Here is a 22855-nt window from a genome sequence, read left to right on the forward strand (position 1 = left end):
ATGCCTGCCTGTCAGGCGGTCTCTTCCAGGTTACGCGCACATGCCCAGCCACAGGACGCCGGCGAAACACAGCGTGGCGAGGATCGCCGCGCCGTTTGCCAGGGCGCCGATCCTCGCCAGCGGTGATGCCGGCCCGTTCCGCCTCGCCTTCCATGAAAGTCCGAGGAGGACGAAGACGATGGTCAAGGCGGTCGCGACCAGCAGCAGGCGGAGCGTGGAGACCGGGCCTATCATGTGGCTGTCCCAGCCCGCCCGGCAGCCGGTCGCTTGAAGGGTGTAGAGGATGAGAAAGCCGCCGGCCCAGCCGATCCAGGCTGCGAAGAGACCAAACAGGGGATTTCCGCTCATGGGCCTGCTCCGCCGGCCAGGAGTGTGAGGATGAACGGGAAGGCCATGGCGGCAAGGCCCGTGATCAAGGTGAACATATGCCAGAGCCGACCGAGACGCAGGTCGAGATCCCTGCGGGCGGAAACATGTCCGCTTCCGATGCGCCACAAGCAGAACAACGACAGGACGAGACCGACGGCAATGTGAAGGGCAGCGTAGCTCTTGACGGCAAAGATGCTGGCGACGGCGGCGTGCCGTGTCGCCGCGCCATGGATGCCGACGAGGAAGGCGACGAGGACGATCAGCGCGGCGCCATAGGCGAGCGCGGCAAAGCACAGGCTTCTCGCCGCCCTGTCATTGCCGGAAAGGGATCGGCGGCCGAAAGCTGCCGCGATGACCAAGGCCGCGACGACCGCCACGCAGGTGAAGGCATCGACGGGGATGTCGAGGCCGGGTGGCCAGTTGGGGGCGGACAGCCAGAGGAAGAGTGCCCCGAACAGGAGCGATGCATAGAGCGTCGCGTCGGCGGCGAGGGTGAAGACCATCGCCCAGTAGGATGGCGGTCTTTCGGCATGGTAGTGATGCGGCAGGTTCGGACCATGGCCGACGGGCAGGTCGGCAAGATCGGACGTCAGACCGCAATCGCGGGTCCATAGCAGAAACAGCGCGACCACGACGAGAAGAGCCAGCGGGGCGAGCCAATAGAGCTTCAGGAGGAGGAGCGCGAAGACGCTGCCGCTCGCGAGCGCCGTCAGCAGGGGAAGGCAGGTTCTGTTGGGCAGGACGACGACCTGCTCGGCCCGTCCGGTTACCATGTCGACGCCGAGAATCTCCATCCATCCGTGGCGGGTGGAACCCAGATAGCCTTTTCCCGCTGCAAGCGCCGGTCCGAGCCGGTCGGGGTCGAGCCGGTCCGCGCGCGCCGAGATCCCGGGAAGCGATGCGAAGGCATAGGCCGGCGGCGGTGTCGGCATCGCCCATTCCAGCGTTCCCGCCCGCCAGGGGTTGCGACGAAAGGGCTTGCCGAAGACGGCGAGCAACAGGAAGTCGAGCGCCACGAGGGCAAAGCCCGTCGTCATGATGAAGCCGCCCATGGAGGAGACGAAGTTGAGCGTCTCCCAGCCGGCCTCCGGCGGATAGGTGGAGATGCGCCGGGGCATGCCGCGCAACCCCGTGAGGTGCATGGCGAAGAAGGTGAGGTTGAAACCGATGAAGATCATCCAGAAGGCCGCGTGCGAGAGATGCTGCACGGACTGCCGGCCGAAGATGTGCGGCAGCCAGTAATAGGCGGCCGCCATCATGGGGAAGACGAAGCCGCCGACCAGCACGTAATGGAGATGCGCGACGACGAAATGCGTGTCGTGCGCCTGCCAGTCGAAGGGCACCATGGCAAGCATCACGCCCGTCAGCCCGCCCAGCACGAAGACGAACAGGAAGCCGAAGACATGCAGCATGGGCACCGACATGCGTGGCTTTCCATGCGCGAGCGTCGCGAGCCAGGCGAAGATCTGCACGCCGGTCGGGACCGCGACCAGCCCGCTCGCCGCCGAGAAGAAGGAGAGGGCGACATGCGGAATGCCGACCGTGTACATGTGGTGGACCCACAGGCCGAAGGAGAGGAAGGCGATGGCGATGACCGCCGCGACGACGATCTCGTAGCCTTCGAGCGGGCGGCGGGCGAGCGTCGGTATGATCGTCGAGAGGGCGCCGGCGGCCGGCAGGAAGATGATGTAGACCTCCGGATGGCCGAACAGCCAGAAGAGATGCTGCCACAGCAGCGGATCGCCGCCGCGGGCCGGATCGAAGAAGGGCAGGCCGAAAGCTCTTTCGGCCTCCAGGAGGATGGAGCCGAGGATCAGCGGCGGAAAGCCGATCAGCATCATGCCCGCGACGACGAGCATGTACCAGGCGAAGATCGGCATCCGCGTCAGCGACATGCCGGGCGCGCGCAGCTTCAGCACGGAGACGAGGATCTCGATCGCCGCGGAAAGGGCGGAGATTTCGACGAAGGTGATGCCGAGCAGCCAGACGTCGGCATTGACGCCCGGCGTATAGGTTGCCGAGGAGAGCGGCGTGTACATGAACCAGCCGCCATCGGGCGCGACGCCGGCGACAAGCGCGCCCACGAGGAACATGCCGCCGAAAAGGTAGCACCAGTAGCCATAGGCGGACATGCGCGGGAAGGCGAGGTCGCGGCTGCCCAGCATCTTCGGCAGCAGGTACATGGCCAGCCCCTCGAAGAAAGGTATGGCGAAAAGGAACATCATCACCACGCCATGCATGGTGAAGACCTGCGCATAGGCGGCGGCGTCGAGGAAAGCGCTTTGCGTCGTCGCAAGCTGCGTGCGGATCAGCATCGCCAGCACGCCGCCGATGGCGAAGAAGACGAGCGCGGTCAGCATGAAGCGCTTGCCGATGACCGTGTGGTTGACCGCCTGCAGGCGGCCCCATCCCGGTGGCGTGGCCCAGATGTCCGTCAGTTCCCGGTGGAGGCGCAGGGCCGTTTTATGGCGGGAAGGGGTCATCGCGCCGCCTCCCGTTCGTCCGAAAGGCCGGCCAGCACCGCCTCGTACGCCTCGGCCGGATGCGCATGGACCTCGAAGCGCATGCCCTCATGGCCCGTGCCGCAATATTCCGAGCAGATGCCGCCGTAGATGCCGGGGCGGTCGGCGAGGATGCGCACGGTGGCGGCATGGCCGGGGATCGCGTCGATCTTGCCGCCGAGCCGCGGCGCCCAGAAGCTATGGATCACGTCCTTGCTGGTTGCCGTCACCACGACCGTCCTGCCCACCGGAATATGAAGAACGCCGCGGCTTGCGCGCGCGCCGTCCGCATAGCGGAACTCCCAGTGCCACATGCTGCCGCGCGCCTCCACCTCGACAGGATCGCCGCCGATCCGCAGGTTGAGGATGTACTCGCCGCGCATCAGGCCGTGGCCGATGAGTGCGACCAGCGTGACGAGCGGAAAGACGACGCCGCCGACCCAGATCCAGCGGGAGGGCGATATCCGCCGTCCCGATCCCGGCCTGAAGAGGACAAGCAGGAACAGCCCGAGGACGAGAAGGAAGATCGCCGCCCCGCCTGCCAGCATCAGCCACCAAAGATCCGCGATGGCGGCGGCGAAGGGGCCGGCCGGATCGAGCGCGGAAAGGTCGCCCGTGCAGCCGGCGAGCGGAAGGACCGAGGAAAAGGCGAGCACGCCGCGGAACCCGATGGCGCGCCGCATGGTTATCGGCCGGAAGGGAGAACGCGCATGGAAGAAACGCGAGATCAGGGAAATCCGGTCATCCAGAAGGTGGAAGAAAAGGATGCGAGTTCGCTCGTTGCGATCAGTGGCCATCCGCTGCATGCCATGAGCGTGCATTTTCCCATCGCCTTCGTCTTTGCCACGCTCGGTGTGGACCTCCTTTACTGGTGGACGGGTGATGCATTCTGGCTTCGTGTCGGGCTCTGGTCTTCCGGCGGCGCGTTCTTCCTCGGCATGGCCGCCGGTGCCGTCGGAACGGCTGAACTGTTGCTCGTCCCGGGCATCCGCGCGCGCGTTGCAAGCTGGGCGCATGCCATTGCGGCCATGACCCTCATCGCGGTGATGGGTGCCAACTGGGGCGTGCGCGCGACCAACCTGCTCGACGTCCTGCCGCAGGGGCTGTTCCTGTCGGGGCTTTCCGCCGTTCTTACGGGGATCGCCGGCTGGCACGGGGGCAAGCTTATCTTCGATCACGGCGTCGGCCTCATGGTTTCCTCCAAGGACTGAATTCGTCATAGAGACGCTTGAGGCCGCCGGGTTCGGCAAGGACGTCGAGAACGGCAAGGTCGATGGCCGGCTTGGCGAGGACGATGAAGAAGATCGCGACGACGACCGCGCCGCTGAGCACCGTTGCCGTGACGAAGCGCCAGACCGGATAGATCTCCCCCTTGCGGAAGAGCCGGATGACGACGAGCCCGGTGAGGACGTGGAAGGTCGCGAGAACGCCGACGAAGGCGAGCTTCACCGAGAACCACGGCTCGAATGTCTGGCGCAGGAAGATCAGCGCCGTTCCCGTGACAACGGCGAGAAAAGCGGCCGGCGAAATGACGGCTACATAGGCGAACCGCACCAGCCGCTGTAGACGCAGAAGCGCATCCTCGTCCTTCACATGGGCCCTCTGCACGTAAAGGCCCGGCAGGCTGACCACGCCCGCAGCCCAGATCGCGATCGCTGCAATGTGCATGAACTTGGTGAGCGCGATCATGGAGCCCGCCGATCGGGGCTGCGTTCCGAAAGGACCGCGCGGATGCGCCACAGCATCGCGAGAAGATAGGGGCCTGCGGCCGGAACCCACATCAGCACGCCGGCAAGCTGCTGGTCTTCAAGCGGTGTCAGGCCGAATGCCGCGGTCGTTGCGAAATGCGCGTCGTAAAGCGGTGCGCGGGAAAAGGTGAGAAGCGCGGCGAGCATGCCCATCTGGAGCACGGAGCCGAACAGAAGGGCGCAGGCGCTGCCAACCGGCGTGCGTGGATTCAGAGCCGCCGCCCAGAGCCAAACCGCCGAGCCCAGCAGGGAAAGCTGCATCAGCCAGTAGGCGGTGTGGGACGAAAGCGCAAAGCCATAGGCGGCCGGCGAATGCCAGAGCCAGAACAGCAGCGTATGGGCGGCGAAGCCGAATTGCGGCGCGCGCGCGAGCCAGGGCGCGCGGCCGAGCGCCAGGGCCAGGAAGGGCGCTGCGACGGCGACCAGCAGCACATGATGGAACACGCGCGCGGAAAACAGCGCCGAGGCCAGCGCGCAGAGCGGCGAGACGAAGGCGACGACGAGGACCGTGAGCCCGAGCGCCGCGGAGACACGCTCACCCCCGTTCCGGAAAAGGGCGAGCGCGAGCACGGCCAATGCGGCAAGCAGTAGGGGATCGAGGTTCCAGCGCCACGGCAGGGACGCAAGATCGGGAGCGGGGCCGCAATAGATGTCGTAGATGGCCTGCGGCATCGTCGTCTCCCTCGGAGCTCCCATCATGGCGGACCTTCTGCAAGCAGGCCGCGCAGCTTGCGCACCTCGTCCGCCTCCACTGCGCCGCCGGAATTGCCCCAGCTCGACCTGACATAGGTCGCAACCGCCGCGATTTCATCGTCGTCGAGCTTCCAGCCGAAGGCAGGCATGGTGAGCGGCGAAGGATGCGTCTTCGTCGGCACCGCCCGCGCGCCTTCGAGGAGCACGCGGATGACGGTCGTCGGATCCGGGTTGTTCACCTTGCCGGAGCCCGCGAGCGGCGGGAAGAAGCGGGGAATGCCGCTGCCATCGGAAACGTGGCAGGCCGTGCAATTGTCGAGATAGATCGCCGCGCCCGCCGTCATCACGGCGTCGGCCGGTTTTCGTGGTGCTGCGCGTTCCTCGCCCGTGAGGTCCTTGAGATAGGTGGCGATCGCCTTCAGATCCGCTTCGGCCATGTGCTGCGTGGAGTAGGAAATGACCTCGGACATGATCGAGAATGCGGCGCTATGGGCATTGCGCCCGGTTCGCAAGAACTCGACGATCTCCTCCTCGGACCATTTCTCCAGCCCGCCGTGCCGTCCTGCGCGGATATCGGGCGCCGACCAGTTCTCCAGCCTGCCGCCCGCCAGGTGCCTGCCCTTCTTGTCAGCCCCGAGGAGGTTCTTCTCCGTGTGGCAGCCCGAACAGTGCCCCGGGCCCTCGACGAGATATGCCCCCCGGTTCCAGGCCTGTGATTTTTCGGGATCCGGCCGGAAGACGCCGGGTTCGAAGAACGTCATGTTCCAGCCCTTGACGGTGAAGCGCCAGTTCAGCGGGAAGGGCAGTTCGTTCTCCGGCCTCTTCTTGCGCACCGGTTCGAGCGTCGCGAGATAGGCGTAGATCGCATCCACGTCCTCGCGCGGCATCTTCGTGAAGTGCGGGTAGGGAAAGGCGGGATAGAGCTGAGACCCGTCCTTCGCCTTGCCCTCGTGCATCGCCCGCCAGAAATCGTCCTTGGTCCAGCGCCCGAGACCGGTCTCGGTGTCGAAGGTGATGTTGGGGGTGTAGATCACGCCGAAGGGTGTCTCCAGCGGGCGGCTTCCAGCGAAGGGTTCCTCGCCCGCAGGCGTGTGGCAGCCCTGGCAATTGCCGGCCTGTGTGAGATAGCGCCCGCGTTCGACCGCAGCGAAATCGTTGGCCCGAGCGGCTTCGACCGCCCCGAGAAGAGCCGAGCCCGCGACAAGGAAGGACGCGCTCTTCCTCATGCCCGCACCATCGGGCCGGGATCTGGAAGATAGCGGGACTTGATGGCCTCGGCCGCCCAGTAGGTCAGCGCGGCGACGGTGCCCGTCGGGTTGTAGCCGGCATTCTGGGGGAAGACGCCCGCGCCCATCACGAAGAGGTTCGGCACGTCCCAGCTTTGCAGGTAGCGGTTGACGACGCTGTTTGCCGGCGTGCTGCCCATGATCGTGCCGCCCGTATTGTGCGTCGTCTGGTAGGGCATGGAATCGTAGGCGCCCTCGCGCGCATTCACCTTGATCTCCCGGCCGCCCATCCGCTTTGCGATCTCCGTGGCGCGTTCGGTGAGATACGCCGTCATGGCGCGGTCGTTCGGCGTGAAGTCGTAGGTCATGCGCAGGAGCGGCCGGCCGTAGACGTCCGTATAGGTCGGGTCGAGGTCCAAGTGGTTCTGCGCATAGGCCATGGACGCGCCGTGGGTCGAGACGCCGGTCGATTTCAGGAAGTTCTCCTTGACGGCCTTCTTCCAGCCCGCGCCCCATTCCGGCGTGCCCTCCGGGGTGCGGTGCGTTTCGATGGGCCGCGCATTGGTCGTCCAGCAGGCGAGGTAGCCGCCGCCGATGAAGCCGAGCCCGGCATGGTCGAAATTATCGCCGTTGTACTCGTCGATCACCATGCCGAGCGCGCCGGCCCCGACGAACTGGTTGGTGTACCTGTCCTCGTAGAAGACATCGACGGACGAGACCACCTGATAGCAGTAGTTCTTGCCGACAAGGCCTTCGCCGCTGCGTGGGTCGTAGGTTCTTCCGATGCCGGAGAGCATCATCAGCCGGGCGTTCTGCAGGGGATAGGCGCAGAGGATGACGATCTCGGCCGGCTGTTCGAAGACCTCGCCGTGCACGTCGACATGCGTGACGCCGGTCGCCCGCCGGCCGCTGCTGTCGCGCCTGATCTCCAGCACCTCGTTGTGCGTCTTCAGCGTGAAGTTGTGCTTTCCCATCAGGACGGGCAGGATCGTCGTCTGCGGAATGGCCTTGGAATAGTTGCCGCAGCCGTATTTCTCGCAGAAGCCGCAATAGGTGCAGGGCGCCAGTTGCACGCCGAGCGGATTGGTATAGGGGCGGCTCATGTTTGCGGACGGCGCGGGAAAGGGGTTCAGGCCGAGTTCCCTCGCCGCCGTGCCGAACTGCTTCTGGGCGAATGTCATCTCCATGGGCGGGTTGGGATAGTCGTCGCTGCGCCGGCCCTCGAACGGATTGCCGCCGGCCTGCAGCGCGCCGCGCAGGTTACCGGCCTTGCCGCCGATGCCGCAGAGCTTCTCGAAGCGGTCGAAATGGGTTTCCAGTTCGTCATAGGTGACGCCGTAATCCTGCACGGTCATGCCCTCCGGTAGCGGGCCGTAGCGATCGGTATTGTGGCTGGCGGCGACGAAATCCGACGGCAGGAAGCGGAAGGTCTGGCCATTCCAGTGCACGCCGCTTCCACCGACGCCGCTGCCGGGCAGGAACGATCCCCAGCGGCGCATCGGCAGGGCCCTCTGGCTGTCGTTGTTGCGGAAGGTCAGTGTTTCGCGGGCCGTGTCCTGGAACATCTCGTGCCGCCAGTAGAAGCGCAGTTCATCGGGCGCGATCGTCGTCGGAAAGTGGGTCGGCGTGTCGCGCCAGCCGCCGCGTTCGAGCGCCAGAACCTGAAGGCCGGCCTCCGTCAGTTCCTGCGCCATGATCGCGCCGGTCCAGCCGAAGCCGACGAGTACCACATCCACCGGCGGCAATTTTTTCGCCATGCCTTCGCCTCCTCCTACGGGGTTTTCCATTCCGGCCGTCCGGCGAGGCCGACGGGAGGGATGTCGAGGCGTTTTCCGTCATGGTCGAGGTAGTCGCGGTAGTCGTAGCGCGCGCCGGGAAAGCCGACGAGGCGCCAGCCGACCATGTCCCGGTTGCCGCCATAAATCGGATCGCTGAAGAAACCCTCGATCGTGTTGTCGAGAACGAGTTCGAAAAAGGCCGCCGCCGCGACGCCCTCGAATTCGAGTTCGCCTTCCTCCATGGCCGTGAGGATGCCGTCCTGGACCTCGGCGCCGAGTTCGTCGAACGCCTTTCCTTCATGGGTCCTGCGGCAGTGCGCGTCGAGCGCGGCGAGCGCCTTGCGGTAGAGCCCGGCCGGCGGGCTTTCGAACTGGTATCCTTGCTGCTCGGTGCCCTCGGAGAAAGGGCCTTTCGTGTACCAGCGTTCGCCGCGGCCATAAAAGCCGGCAAGCTGCCGGTCGATGAAGGTGACGACGTCGGCCTCCTCGGCACCCGGACCGGTGTCGTCCGAGGGTATCAGGCGCGCGCTGATGGCGCGCACGCAGGCGCGCTCGGCCGCAGTGAAGAACGTCCGGGTTGGGTCCGGCAGCGCAGGCTGGTCCGCCATGCCCGCAACCCACGGGATTCCGGATATCGTCCTTGCGAAAGCCGAAGGCGCAGCAATCGCTGCGCTTGCAAACAAAATCGAATGAATGAACTGTCGACGCGTCGCCAAGTCGCTCCTCCCTCAGCCAAACGTCTGAACCGCGGTGACTTGGAATGGTTCCAAAACAAAGATGTGACTGGCCGTGACCTTGCCGTGATGACGAGGGCGGCTATTTCGCACGTCAGGAATAAACCCGAACCCCGGATCCTCCATGCAGTGGCTGCAGACAATCGGCGTCAATCTCGACGTGCTTCCTCACCTCGCTACCTTGTTGACCGCCTATATTCTTGCGCTTCCGATAGGGTGGGACCGCGAGAGGCACGAACGCAGCGCAGGGCTGAGAACCTTTCCCCTCGTCGCCATCGCGAGTTGCGGCTTCGTACAGGCCGCCGAGCCGCTTCTTCAGGGCAATGCGGAAGCGACCGCACGCATCGTGGAAGGCCTGATAACGGGCATGGGTTTTATCGGCGGAGGGGCGATCCTGGTCGTGAAGAACAGCGTGCGCGGAACGGCGACGGCCGCAAGCCTTTGGGCGACGGGTGCCATCGGCACGGCCGTCGGTCTGGGATCCTACGATACCGCAATCGTGCTTTCCGTGGTGACCTTCGTGACCCTTCGCGCGATGTCGACCTTCAAGGATGATCCTGACGATGCCGCCAGGCCGCACGAATGACCCCGGGGCGAAGCGCCCGCGCATCGTCGCCGGGGTGGCTGCCTCGGCAAGCACAAGGCTGCGGCATGACATTTGAATGCCAGGGCGCGGAGACCACATAAGGAGAATGAAAAAGCAGGACATACCCATCGAGCATTTGACGCGTCTTCGACGGATCCGCGGACTGGCGCGTCTGATGGACACGGCGCTTCGCGTTCCGGGCACGCGGATCTCGCTCGGGGCGGACTCGGTCCTCGGGCTGATCCCGGGCATCGGCGATTTCGCGGCCGCGGCCGTCAGCCTCGTCATCGTCAACGAGGCCCGCCGCCTTGGCGTGCCCAACGACAAGCTCGTCAGGATGCTGGTCAATGTCGGCTTCGACACGGTCGCGGGAAGCGTGCCGGTGCTGGGCGACGTCTTCGATGTCTATTTCAAATCCAACCGCCGTAATCTTCAACTGGTGCTGGATCACTTCGGTCTCGATCAGGGCGACCTTGACCGGTAACGCCGGTCAGGCCGACGCACGATCCCGTGCGTCGCATCACGCTCGGTAACGCCATGCATTCGAGCCTGTGGCTCAATTGGCGATGGATACCTGCGGCCGGGGCGTCTCGATCGGCGAGAAGCCGAAGCGTTTCTTGTAGCAGGTGGCGAAATACTGGCTGGAGGAGAAGCCGCAGTCAAAGGCGACGTGCGTGACCGAGTGCTGGCCGTTTTCGAGCAGTTCGCGCGCCGCATTGAGCCGCAGCATCTGCAGGTAGCGCACGGGCGTCATGTTGGTCAGGACCTGGCAATGCTGGGTGAACTGGGTGCGGGAAAGATTGCACTCGGCGGCCATGTTTTCCAGCGTCCAGTCTTCGTCGAGCGCATGCCTGAGCCGCTTCAGGAAAATCTCCACCGTGCGCTTGGAGCTTGCAAGCGCAAGGTCCAACACGGGCGACTGGCTTTCCAGCATCTGGCGGAACTGCAGCAACATCATCGAGATCAGCAGGCGCAACCGTGCCTCGCCGCCCTCGATATCGCCCCCCGCGACCACCTCGTGGATCTCCAGGAAGGTGCGGGCGACGTCGCGTGAGGCGAGGTAGGACATCTGCTCGTTTTTCGACAGGAGCTCGCTCAGCCGCTTGCGGTCCCGTTCCGGCCAGCCGATCCAGTCGGGCCAGAGCCAGGTCTCGTGCGGGCGTCGCACGCCCATGTCCATGAGAACCCAGATGATGTGGCTGGCGCCGATCGTGGGATCGCCGAGCGCATGCAACTGCCAGGGCCGCACGACGAACATCTGCCCCTCGCTGATGGTGGTCTTGCGGCCATCCATGGTGATCGTCAGCGAGCCGCGTGCGAGATAGGCGATCTTGACACCCTCGTTGCAATGCTCGCGCAGACCCCAGTCCTGCGGGGTCGTGGCATCCCAGCCGCCGACGGAGCAGACCTGCGGCAGGGCCTTGCCGAGGTCTATGCCGGGATAGCCGCGCCGTGTCCACGCATTGAGCGCAACCTGGCCGGCGAGCGACGCTTTCATCAGGTCCTGGCAGTTTCCGGCATAGAGCAGCGCGCCCGGCTCGCGGAAAACCGCCGGCCGGTTCACGGCGCGTTCGTTGTTGGTCTTGCTCATGAAATCTCCTCCGCCCGTGTTTGAAATTTACCAGTCCTCTATTTCGAACGCGGGCAGGGATTTATTGCGCAATGCTGCGCCATCATCAAGCGACAAAATGGAGGCGCTGGTGATTACCGTTGAAGTTCAACGGTATGGAGGAGAAATTGGGAGGATTTGCCGGTGCGGATAGGCTTCCACACGGACGCGTTCAACTCGGCCTACTGGTCGTTCGAAAAATGCTTGCAGTGGGCGAGCGACAATGATGTGCACTTCATCGAATGCGGCCTGATCGACGGCGTGAGCTGGATCCACGGGCTTGGCTACCAGCCGCATGTCGCGCTTTACGAGGATCCTGTCCTGCTGCGCCGGAAGATGGACCGCTACGGCGTACGCTTCTCCCAGGTCGATGCCGCCTATCCGCTTTCGGGCAAGGACGGGCCGCTGCGGGGCGTGCCCTATGTGCTGAAGTCGATCGCCTGGGCCGCGCAGGCCGGCAGCCCCTGCGTCGATACGACCGACGGCCTCCATATGCCCGAGGGCCTTTCCGAGGAAGAATCGATGGCGCTGATGAAGCGCAGCTACGAGACGATCATCGAGGTTGCGGAAGCGCACGAGATCATCGTCAACATCGAGCCGCACGGATATTTCACCACCCGTCCGGAATTCATGGAGCGCATGCTGGCCTTCGTCGATTCCAGGTGGCTGCGCCTGAACATGGACACCGGCAACACCTTTATCGCCGGCCAGGAGCCGACGGAATTCCTGCAGCGCTTCATCGACAAGGTGAGCCATGTCCACGTCAAGGACGTGTCGCAATCGCTGGCGGATGCGGTGCGCGGCGGGCAGACCGGCATTGCGGTCAGCCATTGCGCGCTGGGCGACGGCGTCAATGCGGACAACATCAAGGCCTGCCTCGCGATATTGCGCGACCATGGCTACGACGGCGTGCTCAGCCTCGAATGCGAGGGAACCGCCGGCCCGATGATCGAAAAATCCTTGGCCTGGCTCCGCGCGACCTGCGGCGATCTCGGCATCAGGCTGCATTGAGCGCATCATGAAACTCGGCATCAATCTCCTTTGCCTGACCGATTTCGTCGAGGAGAGGCATCTCGACAGCATCGGGCGGCTGCGCGACCTCGGCTATGACGGCGTCGAAGTGCCGGTCCTCAAGGGCGAGGTCGGACACTACGAGCGGCTGGGCAGGAGGCTGGATGCCCTCGGGCTCGGCCGGTCGACGACGTCGATCGTGCCGACGCCGGACGCCAATCCGGTCAGCCTCGATGCCGCGATGCGCGCGCGCGGCCTTGCCCATCTCGACTGGGCGCTCGATTGCGCCATTGCGCTCGGCGCCGAAAGCATGGGCGGACCGTTCCATGCGCCGATCGGCTTCTTTACCGGCGCGGGCGCCAGCGAGGACGAGCTGAGATACGGCGCGGATGCGCACCGGGCGCTGGCCGAGCGGGCGGCGGCCAGCGGCATGCATCTGAGCCTGGAGCCGCTCAATCGTTTCGAGACCTATTACCTCAACACGATGGAACAGGCCCGCGCCTATGTCGACCGGGTCGGGCATCCCGCCTTCAAGATCATGTACGACACCTTCCACGCCAATGTGGAGGAGCGCCGGCCGCAGGAGGCCATCCGGCTGATCGGAGAGCATATCGGCGTCTTCCATGTCTCGGAGAACGACCGTGGCATCCCCGGGCGCGGGCACATAGACTTTCCGGCGATGTTCACGGTGCTGAAGGAGATCGGTTATGACGGCTGGCTGACGCTGGAGGCCTTCGGGGCCGGACTGCCGGCCATCGCGACGGCGACCCGCGTCTGGCGGCCGCTGTTCCCGGATTTCGAGACGCTTTTCTCCGAAAGCGCAACCTTCATTCGCAAGACATGGGCAGCAGCATGAGCAGTCCCGCAATCGAGATGCGCGGCATCACCAAGAGTTTCCCCGGCGTGAAGGCGCTGAAGAGCGTGAGCTTCTCGGCCTTTTCCGGCGAGGTGCACGCGCTTGCCGGCGAGAACGGCGCCGGCAAGTCGACCCTGATGAAGATCCTCTCCGGCCTCTACCGGCCGGATGGCGGCGCCGTGGTCGTCGGCGGTACGGAACGGCATTTCACCCATCCGCTGGCGGCGATCCGCGCGGGCATTGCCGTGATCTACCAGGAATTCTCCCTGCTGCCGGAGCGCACGGTCGCGCAGAACATCTTCCTCGGCCGCGAGCCGACGCGCCTCGGCCTGATCGACCACAGGGCGATGAACGACGAGGCGCGGCGCGTGCTCGCGCTGTTCGGCTCGGCGCACCGCATCGAGCCGGACACGGTTGTGGCAGACCTCGACGTCGCCAGCCAGCAATTGGTCGAGATCGCCAAGGCGGTGTCGCTCGACGCGCGGGTGATCGTGATGGACGAGCCGACCGCCGCGCTGAACGAGGCGGAATGCGAGGTCCTCTTCGGCCTCGTCGACACGCTGAGGAAAAGGGGCGTTGCGATCGTCTACATCACCCACCGCATGCGTGAGATCACGCGGCTGGCCGACCGGGTGACGGTGCTCAAGGACGGCGAGACGGCGGCAAGCTTCGACCATGTGCCGGAGCCCGATGCGATCGTGCGCGCCATGGTCGGCCGCGACCTCGGCGATTTCTATGCCGAGCCGGCCAGGCCGGAGGAGATCGGCGATGTCGTGCTCAGCGTGCGAAACGCCGGAAATGACCGGCTGAAATCCGTGTCGTTCGATCTGCGCGCCGGCGAGATCGTCGGTTTCGCCGGATTGCAGGGGGCAGGGCGCGTCGCGCTCGCCCAGGCGATATTCGGGTTTACGCCGTTCACCGAGGGCGAGGTCACGCTCGCCGGCACGCCGGCACGCTTTACCAGTCCGCGCGAGGCCATCCGCGCCGGCGTCGGCCTCCTGCCGGGAGACCGCAAGGCCGAGGCGCTGGTGCTGATGCAGTCGGTCTCGGACAATGGCATGCTGACGGCGCGGGCACTGTCCAGCCTTTCCGCAAAGGCCGACGCCACGCCCTTCGTCTCGGCAGGGGAGATGGAGATGCTGCTGCGCAATGTCGATGTGCGCGCCGGCAGCTTCTCGCAGGACATCAAGGCCCTGTCCGGCGGCAACCAGCAGAAGGCCATCGTCGCGCGCTGGCTGGCGCTGGCGCCGCGCCTGCTGATCTTCATCGAGCCGACCCGCGGCATCGACGTCAACGCCAAGGCCGGCATCTACCATCTCATGCGCGATCTGGCGCGCAAGGGCGCGGCCATCATGATGGTCTCGTCCGATCTGCCGGAAGTGCTGGGCGCGTCCGACCGCATCCTCGTCATGCGCAGCGGGGCGCTCGTGGCGGCGTTCCCGCGCGGCGTCAGCGAGGCGGATGTCATGCTGGCGGCAACCGGCGAGGAGGCGGTCGCGGCATGAGCACGGCAATTTTCGTCAAGCGCCCGGCCCGGCGCATGGAACGCTACGCACCCGCGCTGCTGCTCGGCGTGGCGCTCGCCATCTACGTCGCCATCGCACTCGGCCTCGGCCTCACGCGCTTCCTGACGCCGGAGGCGGCGATCGCCATCCTCAACCGGTCCATCGCGCTCGGCATCACGGCCGTCGGCCAGACCTTCGCCATCCTCGTCGGCTCCATCGACCTGTCGGTGGCGCACCTGATCTCGGCATCGGCGGTGGTCGCCTCCGTCATCATGAACGGCGATCCGGCGATGATGCTGCCGGCCGTTCTTGCCGTGCTTCTCATGGGGGCGCTGGTCGGCACGCTGAACGGGCTGATGATCACCCGGCTGGAGGTCAATCCGCTGATCGCGACGCTCGGCATGGCGCTGGTCATCCAGGGGTGCCTTGCCTCCTTCCACGGCCGGTTCGGCGGTTCGGTGCCGGATGCGTTCCAGTATTTCGCCTATGGCGCGGTGCTGGGCCTGCCGGTCAGCCTCATCGTGCTGACGCTTCTCGTCCTTGCCGCGTGGATCGTGCTGCGCTTCACCCGCTTCGGCTCCAACATCTATTCGGTCGGCGGCAACCGCGACACGGCGCGCGCGGCCGGCATCAAGACGACGCGCGTGGTGATGGCGAGCCACATCATCTGCAGCCTGTGCGCATCGCTGGCCGGCCTCTATCTCGCCAGCCGCCTGAAATCCGGCTCGCCCTGGATCGGCACGGAGGGCGCCTACGACCTGGAATCGATCGCGGTCGTCGTCATCGGCGGCACGATCCTGTCCGGCGGCAAGGGCGGGATCTGGGGCACCGTCGCCGGCGTGATCATCTTCTCGCTGATCGACTCCATCTTCAACCTGGCCGGCGTCGACGCTTTCGCCAAGCAGGTCATGCGCGGCATCATCATCGTCGCCGCCGTCGCCTTCTACGCCATACGTTCAAAGAGGATAGTGGCATGATCCGGGAAACCGCCGGCTCCGCAAAGACGCACGCCGCGGCCAGGGCGGGGCGCCTGCCGAAGATCAATCCCGTCTTCTTCGTGCTGGCAGCGCTTCTCGTCGCCATCACGCTGTCGAACCCGAACTTCGTCGAGCCCACCGGCTACATGAATTTCCTGAAGCGTGCCGCGCCGCTCGCCATCCTCGCGGCCGGCCAGATCTACGTCATCGTCTCCGGCGGCTTCGACCTGTCCGCCGGCTCGCTGATCACCCTGACGGTGGTCGGTTCCTCCATGCTGCTCGACAACAATGCCGATGCGACCTGGTGGGTGATCCCGGTCATGTACGCCGTCGGGCTGGCGGTGGGGGTCGTCAACGGCGTCGTCGTCAGCTTCCTGAGGGTGCCCTCGCTGATCGCCACGCTCGGCATGATGATCACGCTGAACGGCGCGGCCTTCATGTGGTCGAGCGGTTCGCCGCGCGGCTACCTGCCGGAGACGTTCCGCTTTTTCGGGCGCGTGAACCTCCAGGGCATCCCGCTCGTCCAGTTCCTGCCGGTGGCGCTGCTGGTGCTCATGGTCGTCGGCACGGTGCTGTTCTGGCTCATGCACCGCACCAATCTCGGGCGCATGCTGCATGCGCTCGGCGACAATCCGCGGGCCGCCCAGATGTCGGGCGTGCCGATCGAGAAGGTGCGCATCATCGCCTTCGTCATCTCGTCGCTGAGCGCGGTGACGGCCGGCATCCTGCTCGGCGGCTTTGCGGGCGTGTCGACCGATGTCGGCGTGGGCTACGAATTGCAGGCGATCACCGCCTGCGTCATCGGCGGGGCGCAGCTTCTCGGCGGGCGTGGCTCGGTGCCGGCGTCGATTGCAGGTGCGCTGACGCTGACCGCCATCTTCACGCTGCTCAACTTCATCGGCTTGCCGAAGCCGGTGCGCGATGTCGTGCAGGGCCTGATCCTGATCGTCGCCGTCGTGCTTGCCACCTACCGGCGCAACCGCGCCGGCGGGACCTGAATTTCGTCGGCCGCAAGGCCGCCGGGAGGAACTGAACATCATGATCAACGGGAGTGAGACATGAAAAGACTGCTGACCGCCGCTGTTTCGGCTGCCCTTTTTGCGGGCACCGCGCAGGCCCAACAGCTGAACTTCGACGACCCCGCCGAATTCGCCAGGCAGCGCGAGATGCTGACGGCGAAGGCCAATGGCCCGGAGGGGGAGCCATGGGTGCAATATTACGGTGACCAGATGGCCGACACCGCACAGTACAGGAAGGACGGTCCCCATACGATCTGCTTCTCCAATGCCGGGGTGAACAATGCCTGGCGCGTGACCGGCTGGACCAACATGCAGGCCGAGGTGAAGCTGCATCCGGAGATCAAGGAGCTCATCCACGTCGATGCCGAAGGTTCCGACGATAAGCAGATTTCCGACATCGACGACCTGATCAACGGCGGCAAGTGCTCGGTGCTGATCGTCTCGCCGAACACCACCGCCGCCCTGACCCCCGCTGTCGAGAAGGCCTGCGCCAGGCTGCCGGTCATCGTCTTCGACCGCGGCGTCAACACCAAGTGCCCGGTGACCTTCATCCATCCGGTCGGCGGCTACGGTTTCGGCATCCAGGCCGGCGAGTTCGTGGCCGCCAACGCCGCGGCCGGCGCCAACGTGCTGATGCTGCGCATCGTGCCCGGCGTCGACGTGCTGGAGACCCGCGCCTCCGCCGCCAAGCGCATCTTCAAGGAGAAGGGACTGAACGTCATCGGCGAGGAATTCACCGAGGGCGACAATGCCAAGACCAAGTCGATCGTCGAGGACTATCTGCAACGCGGCTCGATCGATGCGATCTGGATGGATGCGGGCGCGACGGCTGTCGCGGCATTGGAAGCCTTCGAGGATTCCGGCCTGCCGCTGCCGATCATCACCGGGGAGGACCAGCAGGACTTCCTGATGAAATGGAAGGCCGAGGGCTTCAAGGCGATCGCCCCGACCTATCCGACCTACCAGTGGCGCACGCCGATCATTGCCGCCGTCAAGGTGCTGAACGGCGAGGCGGTGCCGGGTCCGGAATGGGTGATGCCGCAGCCATCCATCACCGCCGAGACGCTCGACCAGTACGTCAACGAGAAGATGCCGCCGCTGCACCACGCCATGTGCGGCTGCGAAAAGCTGCCGGACTATCCGGCCGCCTGGGGCGGCAAGTAAACAGGAGCCGGGCCGTGCGACGCGCGGCCCGGTTTCTCGAAAGGCACGGCGGCGCTGCAGCAGCGCCGTCGAGCCTTGACGCGATCCAGTCGATGATGGCCGGGTTTTCGATTATCAGCGGGCCGTCGGTGAGGATGAGCGCCGACATGTTGGGGGCTCTCGGAAGAGATCGTCGCGCGACGCGGCGGACCAGCAACCTTTCCGGCGCTTCGGCGACAAGGCCGAAAAGCCCTTCTCAAGGGGTCTCAACGCCGGTCCCCTTCTTCGACGGCGCGGTAGCCGCGCCGCTGTTTTTGCGCGGCAAGCCTCGCGGCGTCCCGGCGGGCGTCCGCGAGGCTTGCCTTGACCTCCCTGCGCTCGCGGGCATAGGCGCCGATGCGTCCCCATTCGCGCACCAGCAGCACGGCGCCGAAGAGATCGCGCGTCACCGTCAGGCGGTAGAAGCGCTGCATGTTGCGGGCCGCATCGCGGCGCTCGAAATGGCTTGACCTCGTCTCTTCCATGGGGCGAGTCTCGCCGGTGGAGCGAATCCCGTCCAACGCCTTTTTGGAATCGATGACGTCGCATCGATTCACGATGCTGATGGATCGCGCCGTTGACAGTTGTCAACGGCGTGGGCCGGTAAGGCGGGGACGCGAATCGGCCGAGGATCGGCATGCGGCCTGGCGCAGCGGTCGTCCGGCCTCACGCGCGGCGGAGCCAGAATCCGGTGGACGACGATCCCGCAAGACTCGCATGAACCCTGATTCTCCGGGACTCCGGCCCTCCTCCGTTAAGGGCTCGTTAACCAAAAAACGCTTGACGCGACTCGGAACCTGTCCCACCGTCTCTTACGGAACTGGGCAAAGATTGTGTTTTTTGCCGTAACTGCCAGAAGCCTCTGTAGATTTTTCCGTCCCCGCATATCCCCGGGTGGAGAATCGGGGAGACTATGGGCAAGGCGATCCGCCGGACCATGAGGGGCCGCGGGTCGGGAATGAACGGAGACTGCCGATGGCCAAGCCGTCGCACACAGCCCTGGGAGAATCCATGTCGACGCTTCGCCCGGCCGACGAAACCATTGCGGAGGATGCACAGGCGCTGTCCGTGCAGCTCCAGGCGATGCGCGACCGGCTCTTCCCGCCGACCTCGCAGAAGACGCTGCGCAGCTTCACGTCGGGCGAGGCGGCCCGGCTGATCGGCGTTTCGGACGGCTACCTGCGGCAGATCTCGCTGGCGGGAGAGGGGCCGGAACTGGCCACGGGTCCCGGCGGGCGGCGCATGTATTCGCTCGCCGACATCGATGCGCTGCGCCATCACCTCGCCGAACAGGCCCGCGCCAAGGGCAATGCGGCGAAGGCCCGCTCCTATGTGAAGTGGCGCGATCCGGCGCGCGGCGAGCACCTGCAGGTCCTCTCCGTCACCAATTTCAAGGGCGGCTCCGGCAAGACGACCTCCTCCGTGCACCTCGCCCAGCACCTCGCCATGACCGGCCACCGGGTGCTCGCCATCGATCTCGACCCACAGGCCTCGCTCTCGGCGCTCTTCGGCTACCAGCCGGAGCTCGACCTGGCCGGCAACGACACGATCTACGGCGCGATCCGCTATGACGGCGAGGCCCGCCCGCTCTCCGCCATCGTGCGAAAGACCTATTTCCACAATCTCGACCTCGTGCCGGGCAATCTGGAATTGCAGGAATTCGAGCATGCGACGCCGCGCGCGCTCGCCGAGCGCCGGGCAGGGGAGGCGCACGGCCTGTTCTTCACCCGCGTGCAGGCGGCGCTCGCCTCGGTCGCCGACGATTACGACGTCGTCGTCATCGATTGCCCGCCGCAGCTCGGCTACCTCACGCTCTCGGCGCTCTGCGCCTCCACCTCGGTCATCGTCACCGTGCATCCGCAGATGCTCGACGTTGCCTCGATGAGCCAGTTCCTGTTCATGACCTCGGACCTGCTCGGCGTGGTGCGCGAGGCGGGCGGCCAGCTCAATTTCGATTTCCTGCGCTACCTCGTCACCCGCTACGAGCCGCATGACGGGCCGCAGGCGCAGATCGTCGGCTTCCTGCGCTCGCTCTTCGGCAACCGCGTGCTGACCGCGGCCATGCTGAAATCCACCGCCGTCTCCGATGCCGGCCTCACCAAGCAGACGCTCTACGAGGTCGGCCGCGAGAATTTCTCCCGCGGCACCTACGACCGGGCGATGGATTCGCTCGAAGCCGTCAACCAGGAGATCGAGCAGCTCGTCCACAGCGCATGGGGTCGTGCATGATGACCGGCCGCGACCGCAAGAATTCGATCAAGGCGCTGTTCGGCGGCGACATCCTGCCCGCTGGCCCCGAGCGCGCGCCCGAGACGAAGTCGCTTCCCGGCGCCGAGACGCCCGCCGTCTCCGGCCGCGCGTCCTCCGGCGCCGTCAAGGCGATGGGGCTGACGCTCTCCTCCATCACCCGCGAGGCGGAGGAGGCGCGCGCGCTGCGCCAGGCGCTGGAAGAGGGCGAGCGCATCGTCTCGCTCGATACCGGTCGGATCGACGTCTCCTTCGTCAGCGACCGCCTTTCCGACGAGGAGCGCGACGACCCGGATTTCCTCGCCCTCGTCGAGAGCATGCGCGAGAACGGCCAGCAGGTGCCGATCCTCGTGCGCCCCTCGCCGGCGGCGGGCGGGGCAGGGGAGGGCGAAGGCCGCTACCAGGTTGCCTACGGTCACCGCCGCCTGAAGGCCGCCCACCGCCTCGGCGTTAAGGTCAAGGCGATCGTGCGGCCGCTCACCGACGACGAGCTGGTGCTCGCCCAGGGCAAGGAGAATGCCGAGCGGCGCAATCTGAGCTTCATCGAGCGCGCGCTCTTTGCCCATACGCTGGTCGGCCGCGGCTTCGAGCGCCGGCTCGTCTGCGATGCGCTGACGGTGCAGAAGAGCGAGTTGTCGCGGCTGCTGCAGGTGGCCGAGGCGGTGCCCTTCCGCTTCATCCGCGCGATCGGCCCGGCGCCGAAGGCGGGGCGCGAGCGCTGGATGGCGCTCGGCACGCTGTTTTCCAACGGCAACGGGGCGGAGATCGAGAAGGCGGCCGACGAGACGACCTCCGAGCGCTTTGCGGCGGCGGCAAGCGACGAGCGCTTCCAGATGCTGTTCGACCGGCTGCTGCGCCCGGCGCAGAAGGCGCCGGCGGCGGCCGAAGAGAAGATCGTGCGGGCCGACGGCGCGCTGCTTGCCACGGTCGAGCGCAAGGGCAGGGCGGTGCGCCTTTCCTTCGCGAAGGATGTCGATCCGGCCTTCATCGCGGCGCTGACGGGCCGCCTGCGGGAGGATTATGCGGTCTTTCTGGCCGAAAAGGCGGGCAGGGACTGAGCGCGAACACATGTGATTCGACCGCCTGAGCGGCCGGCAAACACCTGAGAAACCAGCGAAAGGAAACGCGGAGACAAGAAAAAAGGCCCCCAAAACGTCACCATTTCGGAAGCCCTCTTCTATGTAGCAATTCGAGAGAATCACTTCCAACAGTCAAAGTCAAGAGTCGTCCGGCCTGGTCGCCGCACGAAATGAAGGACTTCGTCTGCCTGATGGCCGGCGTCGACGGGACCTCCTTGCCTCGGAAAAGGGGACCCGACAATGATGGAGCAGATTGCAACGACGCCTTTCGGCGGCGGACGGATGAGTGCGCGCCTTTTCCTGCGCCAGCGCGCGGCGGCTGGGCGGCAGGAAAAGCTGCGCGCCGGCGCGGGCGGCAACGACACCGGGCGCGCCGACAAGTGGCAGCTCATGCGCGCCGTGACGGAGGCCCGCCGGGCCTACGGCATCGGCGACCGCACGATCAGCGTGCTGGAGGCGCTCGTCTCCTTCGTCGCCGAGCGGGAGCTCGACGGCGCGGCGCCGATCATCGTCTTCCCGTCCAATCGCGAGCTTTCGCTGCGCGCGCGCGGCATGGCCCCGGCGACGATCCGCCGCCATCTTGCGGCGCTCGTCGAGGCCGGCCTGATCTTCCGCCGCGACAGCGCCAACGGCAAGCGCTTCTGCCGCCGCGACGAGACGGGCGCGCTGGAGGATGCCTTCGGCTTCGACCTTGCGCCGCTGGCGCTGCGGGCCGGCGAGATCTTCGAGGCGGCGGAGGCCGTGCGGGCCGAGGACAGGGCCGTGCGGGCCCTGCGCGGCGAGGTGACGCTGCACCAGCGCGACATCGCCAAGATCCTCGCCACGGCCCTGGAGGAGGGTAGGGCCGGCGACTGGCTGGATTATTCCGCGCGCCTGGCAGACCTTTCCGCCGGGCTCGGCCGCCGCGCCGCCGGCGATCTCCTCGCGGCGCGGCGCGCGGGGCTGCTGCGCCTTCGGGCCGAAGTGGAAAACGCTTATCTCTCAAGCCTTTCGGAAGAAGAAATGAGCGGCAATGACCTTCAAACCGAGCAGCATATACAGAATTCAAACACAGACCAGAATCTTGAATCCTACGGCCGGGAAACCCAAAAGGCGAAGGCCGTGAACGAGGCGAGGCCGGCGCCGGAACAGAAAATGGCGATCAGCCTTGGCCGGCTGGTCAGGCTTTGCCCCGACATCGCCGATTATGGACGGGACGGCCTGACAAGCTGGGCCGATCTTCTGGCGGCGGCCGATCTCGTGCGCTCCATGCTGGGCATTTCGCCCGATGCCTGGCAGAAGGCCAAGGCCGCGATGGGCGAACAGGCGGCCGCGGTGGTGATCGCCGCCCTCCTGCAGCGGGGCGAAGCCATCCGCTCGCCCGGCGGCTACCTGCGCGATCTCACCGAAAAGGCCGTCCGCGGGGCGTTCAGCATCTATCCGATGCTGCAGGCACTCGAACGCGGGCGGTCCGCCGGGGACGACTGATGCAAAAGCGCCCGCCTTCGACAAAATCCGGCCCGACCGGGCATCGATCTCGTTCGCTTGCGATATTGCATTGGGGCGCAAGAACGCCTCCGCTTGGCGTGTTGATGTGAGATCGACGGGGCGCCTCCTTTGTCTTTTATTTAACCATGCCGCGAATGAGCGGCGCCTTTGATCCGTTAGCGCTAACAAGTGAGCGTGGAGTCGCCGCCTGGCCCGGAATTCCCATGCACGACGTTCTGGGGCGGGGCGCGAAGAGGGCGGACAATCC

General features: G+C 65.9%; 22 protein-coding genes. 12 read left to right on the plus strand and 10 right to left on the minus strand.

Translation table 11 applies throughout. The features are described 5' to 3' along the window. Positions 1 to 30: 30 nt before the first annotated feature. Genes shn_RS25940 through coxB form a run of 3 tightly spaced genes read right to left on the minus strand, consistent with a single transcriptional unit; the run spans position 31 to position 3553 of the window. A complete protein-coding gene (locus shn_RS25940; RefSeq protein WP_064333420.1) occupies positions 31 to 348 on the minus strand; it encodes a hypothetical protein in 318 nt (105 codons plus the stop codon). After that, on the minus strand, positions 345 to 2852 hold the full coding sequence (gene ctaD / locus shn_RS25945; RefSeq protein ID WP_064333421.1) for a cytochrome c oxidase subunit I: 2508 nt from the start codon (positions 2850 to 2852) through the stop codon (positions 345 to 347). Before ctaD ends, shn_RS25940 begins: the two co-directional genes overlap by 4 nt. After that, a complete protein-coding gene (gene coxB, locus shn_RS25950) occupies positions 2849 to 3553 on the minus strand; it encodes a cytochrome c oxidase subunit II (protein WP_064333422.1) in 705 nt (234 codons plus the stop codon). The genes ctaD and coxB overlap by 4 nt, the downstream gene beginning before the upstream one ends. A 27-nt stretch (positions 3554 to 3580) precedes the next feature. On the opposite strand from coxB, the gene shn_RS25955 reads away from it, so the two are divergent. Further along, positions 3581 to 4081, plus strand: a complete 501-nt coding sequence (locus shn_RS25955) for a DUF2231 domain-containing protein (protein ID WP_064333423.1) — start codon at positions 3581 to 3583, stop codon at positions 4079 to 4081. On the opposite strand, the gene shn_RS25960 is transcribed toward shn_RS25955, so the two are convergent. From shn_RS25960 to shn_RS25980, 5 genes are read right to left on the minus strand one after another with little or no spacing between them, the layout of a single operon-like run. Beyond that, positions 4059 to 4559, minus strand: a complete 501-nt coding sequence (locus shn_RS25960; protein ID WP_064333424.1) for a CopD family protein — start codon at positions 4557 to 4559, stop codon at positions 4059 to 4061. The genes shn_RS25955 and shn_RS25960 overlap by 23 nt on opposite strands. Further along, entirely contained in the window at positions 4556 to 5317 is a 762-nt protein-coding gene (locus shn_RS25965; RefSeq protein WP_245337483.1) for a cytochrome c oxidase assembly protein, read from the minus strand. Before shn_RS25965 ends, shn_RS25960 begins: the two co-directional genes overlap by 4 nt. Further along, positions 5314 to 6537, minus strand: a complete 1224-nt coding sequence (locus shn_RS25970; protein ID WP_064333426.1) for a cytochrome c — start codon at positions 6535 to 6537, stop codon at positions 5314 to 5316. Before shn_RS25970 ends, shn_RS25965 begins: the two co-directional genes overlap by 4 nt. Then, positions 6534 to 8294 (minus strand): GMC family oxidoreductase, encoded by a 1761-nt coding sequence (locus tag shn_RS25975; protein WP_064333427.1) that lies wholly within the window; start codon positions 8292 to 8294, stop codon positions 6534 to 6536. The genes shn_RS25970 and shn_RS25975 overlap by 4 nt, the downstream gene beginning before the upstream one ends. A 14-nt stretch (positions 8295 to 8308) precedes the next feature. Beyond that, positions 8309 to 8923, minus strand: coding sequence for a gluconate 2-dehydrogenase subunit 3 family protein (locus tag shn_RS25980; RefSeq protein ID WP_245337484.1), 615 nt, complete (start codon positions 8921 to 8923; stop codon positions 8309 to 8311). 250 nt (positions 8924 to 9173) lie between these two features. Here shn_RS25980 and shn_RS25985 point away from each other — a divergent pair, with 250 nt between their 5' ends. Together shn_RS25985 and shn_RS25990 are read left to right on the plus strand one after the other, a co-directional pair. After that, entirely contained in the window at positions 9174 to 9635 is a 462-nt protein-coding gene (locus shn_RS25985) for an MgtC/SapB family protein (protein ID WP_064333429.1), read from the plus strand. 106 nt (positions 9636 to 9741) lie between these two features. Continuing rightward, complete coding sequence (locus shn_RS25990; protein WP_064333430.1) at positions 9742 to 10119, plus strand: DUF4112 domain-containing protein; 378 nt, start codon at positions 9742 to 9744, stop codon at positions 10117 to 10119. A gap of 72 nt (positions 10120 to 10191) precedes the next feature. On the opposite strand, the gene shn_RS25995 is transcribed toward shn_RS25990, so the two are convergent. Continuing rightward, positions 10192 to 11226 carry an AraC family transcriptional regulator gene (locus shn_RS25995; RefSeq protein ID WP_084438512.1) on the minus strand — a complete coding sequence of 345 codons (1035 nt, stop codon included), beginning with the start codon at positions 11224 to 11226 and terminating at the stop codon, positions 10192 to 10194. A gap of 162 nt (positions 11227 to 11388) precedes the next feature. Between shn_RS25995 and shn_RS26000 the strand changes: the two genes are divergently transcribed. The 6 genes from shn_RS26000 to shn_RS26025 are packed head-to-tail and all read left to right on the plus strand — an operon-like array spanning position 11389 to position 17776. Then, complete coding sequence (locus shn_RS26000) at positions 11389 to 12255, plus strand: sugar phosphate isomerase/epimerase (protein WP_168168971.1); 867 nt, start codon at positions 11389 to 11391, stop codon at positions 12253 to 12255. Positions 12256 to 12262: 7 nt separating this feature from the next. Continuing rightward, positions 12263 to 13111 carry a sugar phosphate isomerase/epimerase gene (locus shn_RS26005; protein ID WP_064333432.1) on the plus strand — a complete coding sequence of 283 codons (849 nt, stop codon included), beginning with the start codon at positions 12263 to 12265 and terminating at the stop codon, positions 13109 to 13111. Beyond that, positions 13108 to 14616, plus strand: coding sequence for a sugar ABC transporter ATP-binding protein (locus shn_RS26010; RefSeq protein WP_084438568.1), 1509 nt, complete (start codon positions 13108 to 13110; stop codon positions 14614 to 14616). The genes shn_RS26005 and shn_RS26010 overlap by 4 nt, the downstream gene beginning before the upstream one ends. Beyond that, positions 14613 to 15593: an ABC transporter permease gene (locus shn_RS26015; protein ID WP_064333434.1), complete on the plus strand. Its 981-nt coding sequence runs from the start codon at positions 14613 to 14615 to the stop codon at positions 15591 to 15593. Before shn_RS26010 ends, shn_RS26015 begins: the two co-directional genes overlap by 4 nt. Next, positions 15590 to 16591: an ABC transporter permease gene (locus shn_RS26020; RefSeq protein ID WP_064333435.1), complete on the plus strand. Its 1002-nt coding sequence runs from the start codon at positions 15590 to 15592 to the stop codon at positions 16589 to 16591. Before shn_RS26015 ends, shn_RS26020 begins: the two co-directional genes overlap by 4 nt. 60 nt (positions 16592 to 16651) lie before the next feature. Further along, positions 16652 to 17776, plus strand: a complete 1125-nt coding sequence (locus shn_RS26025) for a substrate-binding domain-containing protein (protein ID WP_064333436.1) — start codon at positions 16652 to 16654, stop codon at positions 17774 to 17776. Positions 17777 to 18021: 245 nt separating this feature from the next. On the opposite strand, the gene shn_RS26030 is transcribed toward shn_RS26025, so the two are convergent. Then, a complete protein-coding gene (locus shn_RS26030) occupies positions 18022 to 18279 on the minus strand; it encodes a WGR domain-containing protein (protein ID WP_064333437.1) in 258 nt (85 codons plus the stop codon). A gap of 490 nt (positions 18280 to 18769) precedes the next feature. Here shn_RS26030 and repA point away from each other — a divergent pair, with 490 nt between their 5' ends. From repA to repC, 3 genes are all read left to right on the plus strand, one after another. Further along, entirely contained in the window at positions 18770 to 20023 is a 1254-nt protein-coding gene (repA, locus tag shn_RS26035; RefSeq protein WP_064333438.1) for a plasmid partitioning protein RepA, read from the plus strand. Continuing rightward, positions 20023 to 21099, plus strand: a complete 1077-nt coding sequence (gene repB, locus shn_RS26040) for a plasmid partitioning protein RepB (RefSeq protein WP_064333661.1) — start codon at positions 20023 to 20025, stop codon at positions 21097 to 21099. The genes repA and repB overlap by 1 nt, the downstream gene beginning before the upstream one ends. Positions 21100 to 21360: 261 nt before the next feature. Then, the gene (repC, locus tag shn_RS26045) at positions 21361 to 22587 is read left to right on the plus strand and encodes a plasmid replication protein RepC (protein ID WP_064333439.1); all 1227 of its coding nucleotides are present in this window, start codon (positions 21361 to 21363) and stop codon (positions 22585 to 22587) included. Positions 22588 to 22855: the final 268 nt, after the last annotated feature.

Source organism: Shinella sp. HZN7, from assembly GCF_001652565.1.
Classification (GTDB): Bacteria; Pseudomonadota; Alphaproteobacteria; order Rhizobiales; family Rhizobiaceae; genus Shinella; species Shinella granuli.

Coding starts and splice junctions, on each gene's coding strand:
- shn_RS26020 (WP_064333435.1), top strand. CDS start 15,590: ATGATCCGGGAAACCGCCGGCTCCGCAAAGACGCACGCCGCGGCCAGG.
- shn_RS25970 (WP_064333426.1), bottom strand. CDS start 6,537: ATGAGGAAGAGCGCGTCCTTCCTTGTCGCGGGCTCGGCTCTTCTCGGG.
- ctaD (WP_064333421.1), bottom strand. CDS start 2,852: ATGACCCCTTCCCGCCATAAAACGGCCCTGCGCCTCCACCGGGAACTG.
- repB (WP_064333661.1), top strand. CDS start 20,023: ATGACCGGCCGCGACCGCAAGAATTCGATCAAGGCGCTGTTCGGCGGC.
- shn_RS26015 (WP_064333434.1), top strand. CDS start 14,613: ATGAGCACGGCAATTTTCGTCAAGCGCCCGGCCCGGCGCATGGAACGC.
- shn_RS25995 (WP_084438512.1), bottom strand. CDS start 11,226: ATGAGCAAGACCAACAACGAACGCGCCGTGAACCGGCCGGCGGTTTTC.
- repC (WP_064333439.1), top strand. CDS start 21,361: ATGATGGAGCAGATTGCAACGACGCCTTTCGGCGGCGGACGGATGAGT.
- shn_RS25985 (WP_064333429.1), top strand. CDS start 9,174: ATGCAGTGGCTGCAGACAATCGGCGTCAATCTCGACGTGCTTCCTCAC.
- shn_RS26030 (WP_064333437.1), bottom strand. CDS start 18,279: ATGGAAGAGACGAGGTCAAGCCATTTCGAGCGCCGCGATGCGGCCCGC.
- coxB (WP_064333422.1), bottom strand. CDS start 3,553: ATGCGGCGCGCCATCGGGTTCCGCGGCGTGCTCGCCTTTTCCTCGGTC.
- shn_RS26010 (WP_084438568.1), top strand. CDS start 13,108: ATGAGCAGTCCCGCAATCGAGATGCGCGGCATCACCAAGAGTTTCCCC.
- repA (WP_064333438.1), top strand. CDS start 18,770: ATGGCCAAGCCGTCGCACACAGCCCTGGGAGAATCCATGTCGACGCTT.
- shn_RS25990 (WP_064333430.1), top strand. CDS start 9,742: ATGAAAAAGCAGGACATACCCATCGAGCATTTGACGCGTCTTCGACGG.
- shn_RS25965 (WP_245337483.1), bottom strand. CDS start 5,317: ATGATGGGAGCTCCGAGGGAGACGACGATGCCGCAGGCCATCTACGAC.
- shn_RS25960 (WP_064333424.1), bottom strand. CDS start 4,559: ATGATCGCGCTCACCAAGTTCATGCACATTGCAGCGATCGCGATCTGG.
- shn_RS25940 (WP_064333420.1), bottom strand. CDS start 348: ATGAGCGGAAATCCCCTGTTTGGTCTCTTCGCAGCCTGGATCGGCTGG.
- shn_RS25975 (WP_064333427.1), bottom strand. CDS start 8,294: ATGGCGAAAAAATTGCCGCCGGTGGATGTGGTACTCGTCGGCTTCGGC.
- shn_RS26005 (WP_064333432.1), top strand. CDS start 12,263: ATGAAACTCGGCATCAATCTCCTTTGCCTGACCGATTTCGTCGAGGAG.
- shn_RS25955 (WP_064333423.1), top strand. CDS start 3,581: ATGGAAGAAACGCGAGATCAGGGAAATCCGGTCATCCAGAAGGTGGAA.
- shn_RS26025 (WP_064333436.1), top strand. CDS start 16,652: ATGAAAAGACTGCTGACCGCCGCTGTTTCGGCTGCCCTTTTTGCGGGC.
- shn_RS25980 (WP_245337484.1), bottom strand. CDS start 8,923: ATGGCGGACCAGCCTGCGCTGCCGGACCCAACCCGGACGTTCTTCACT.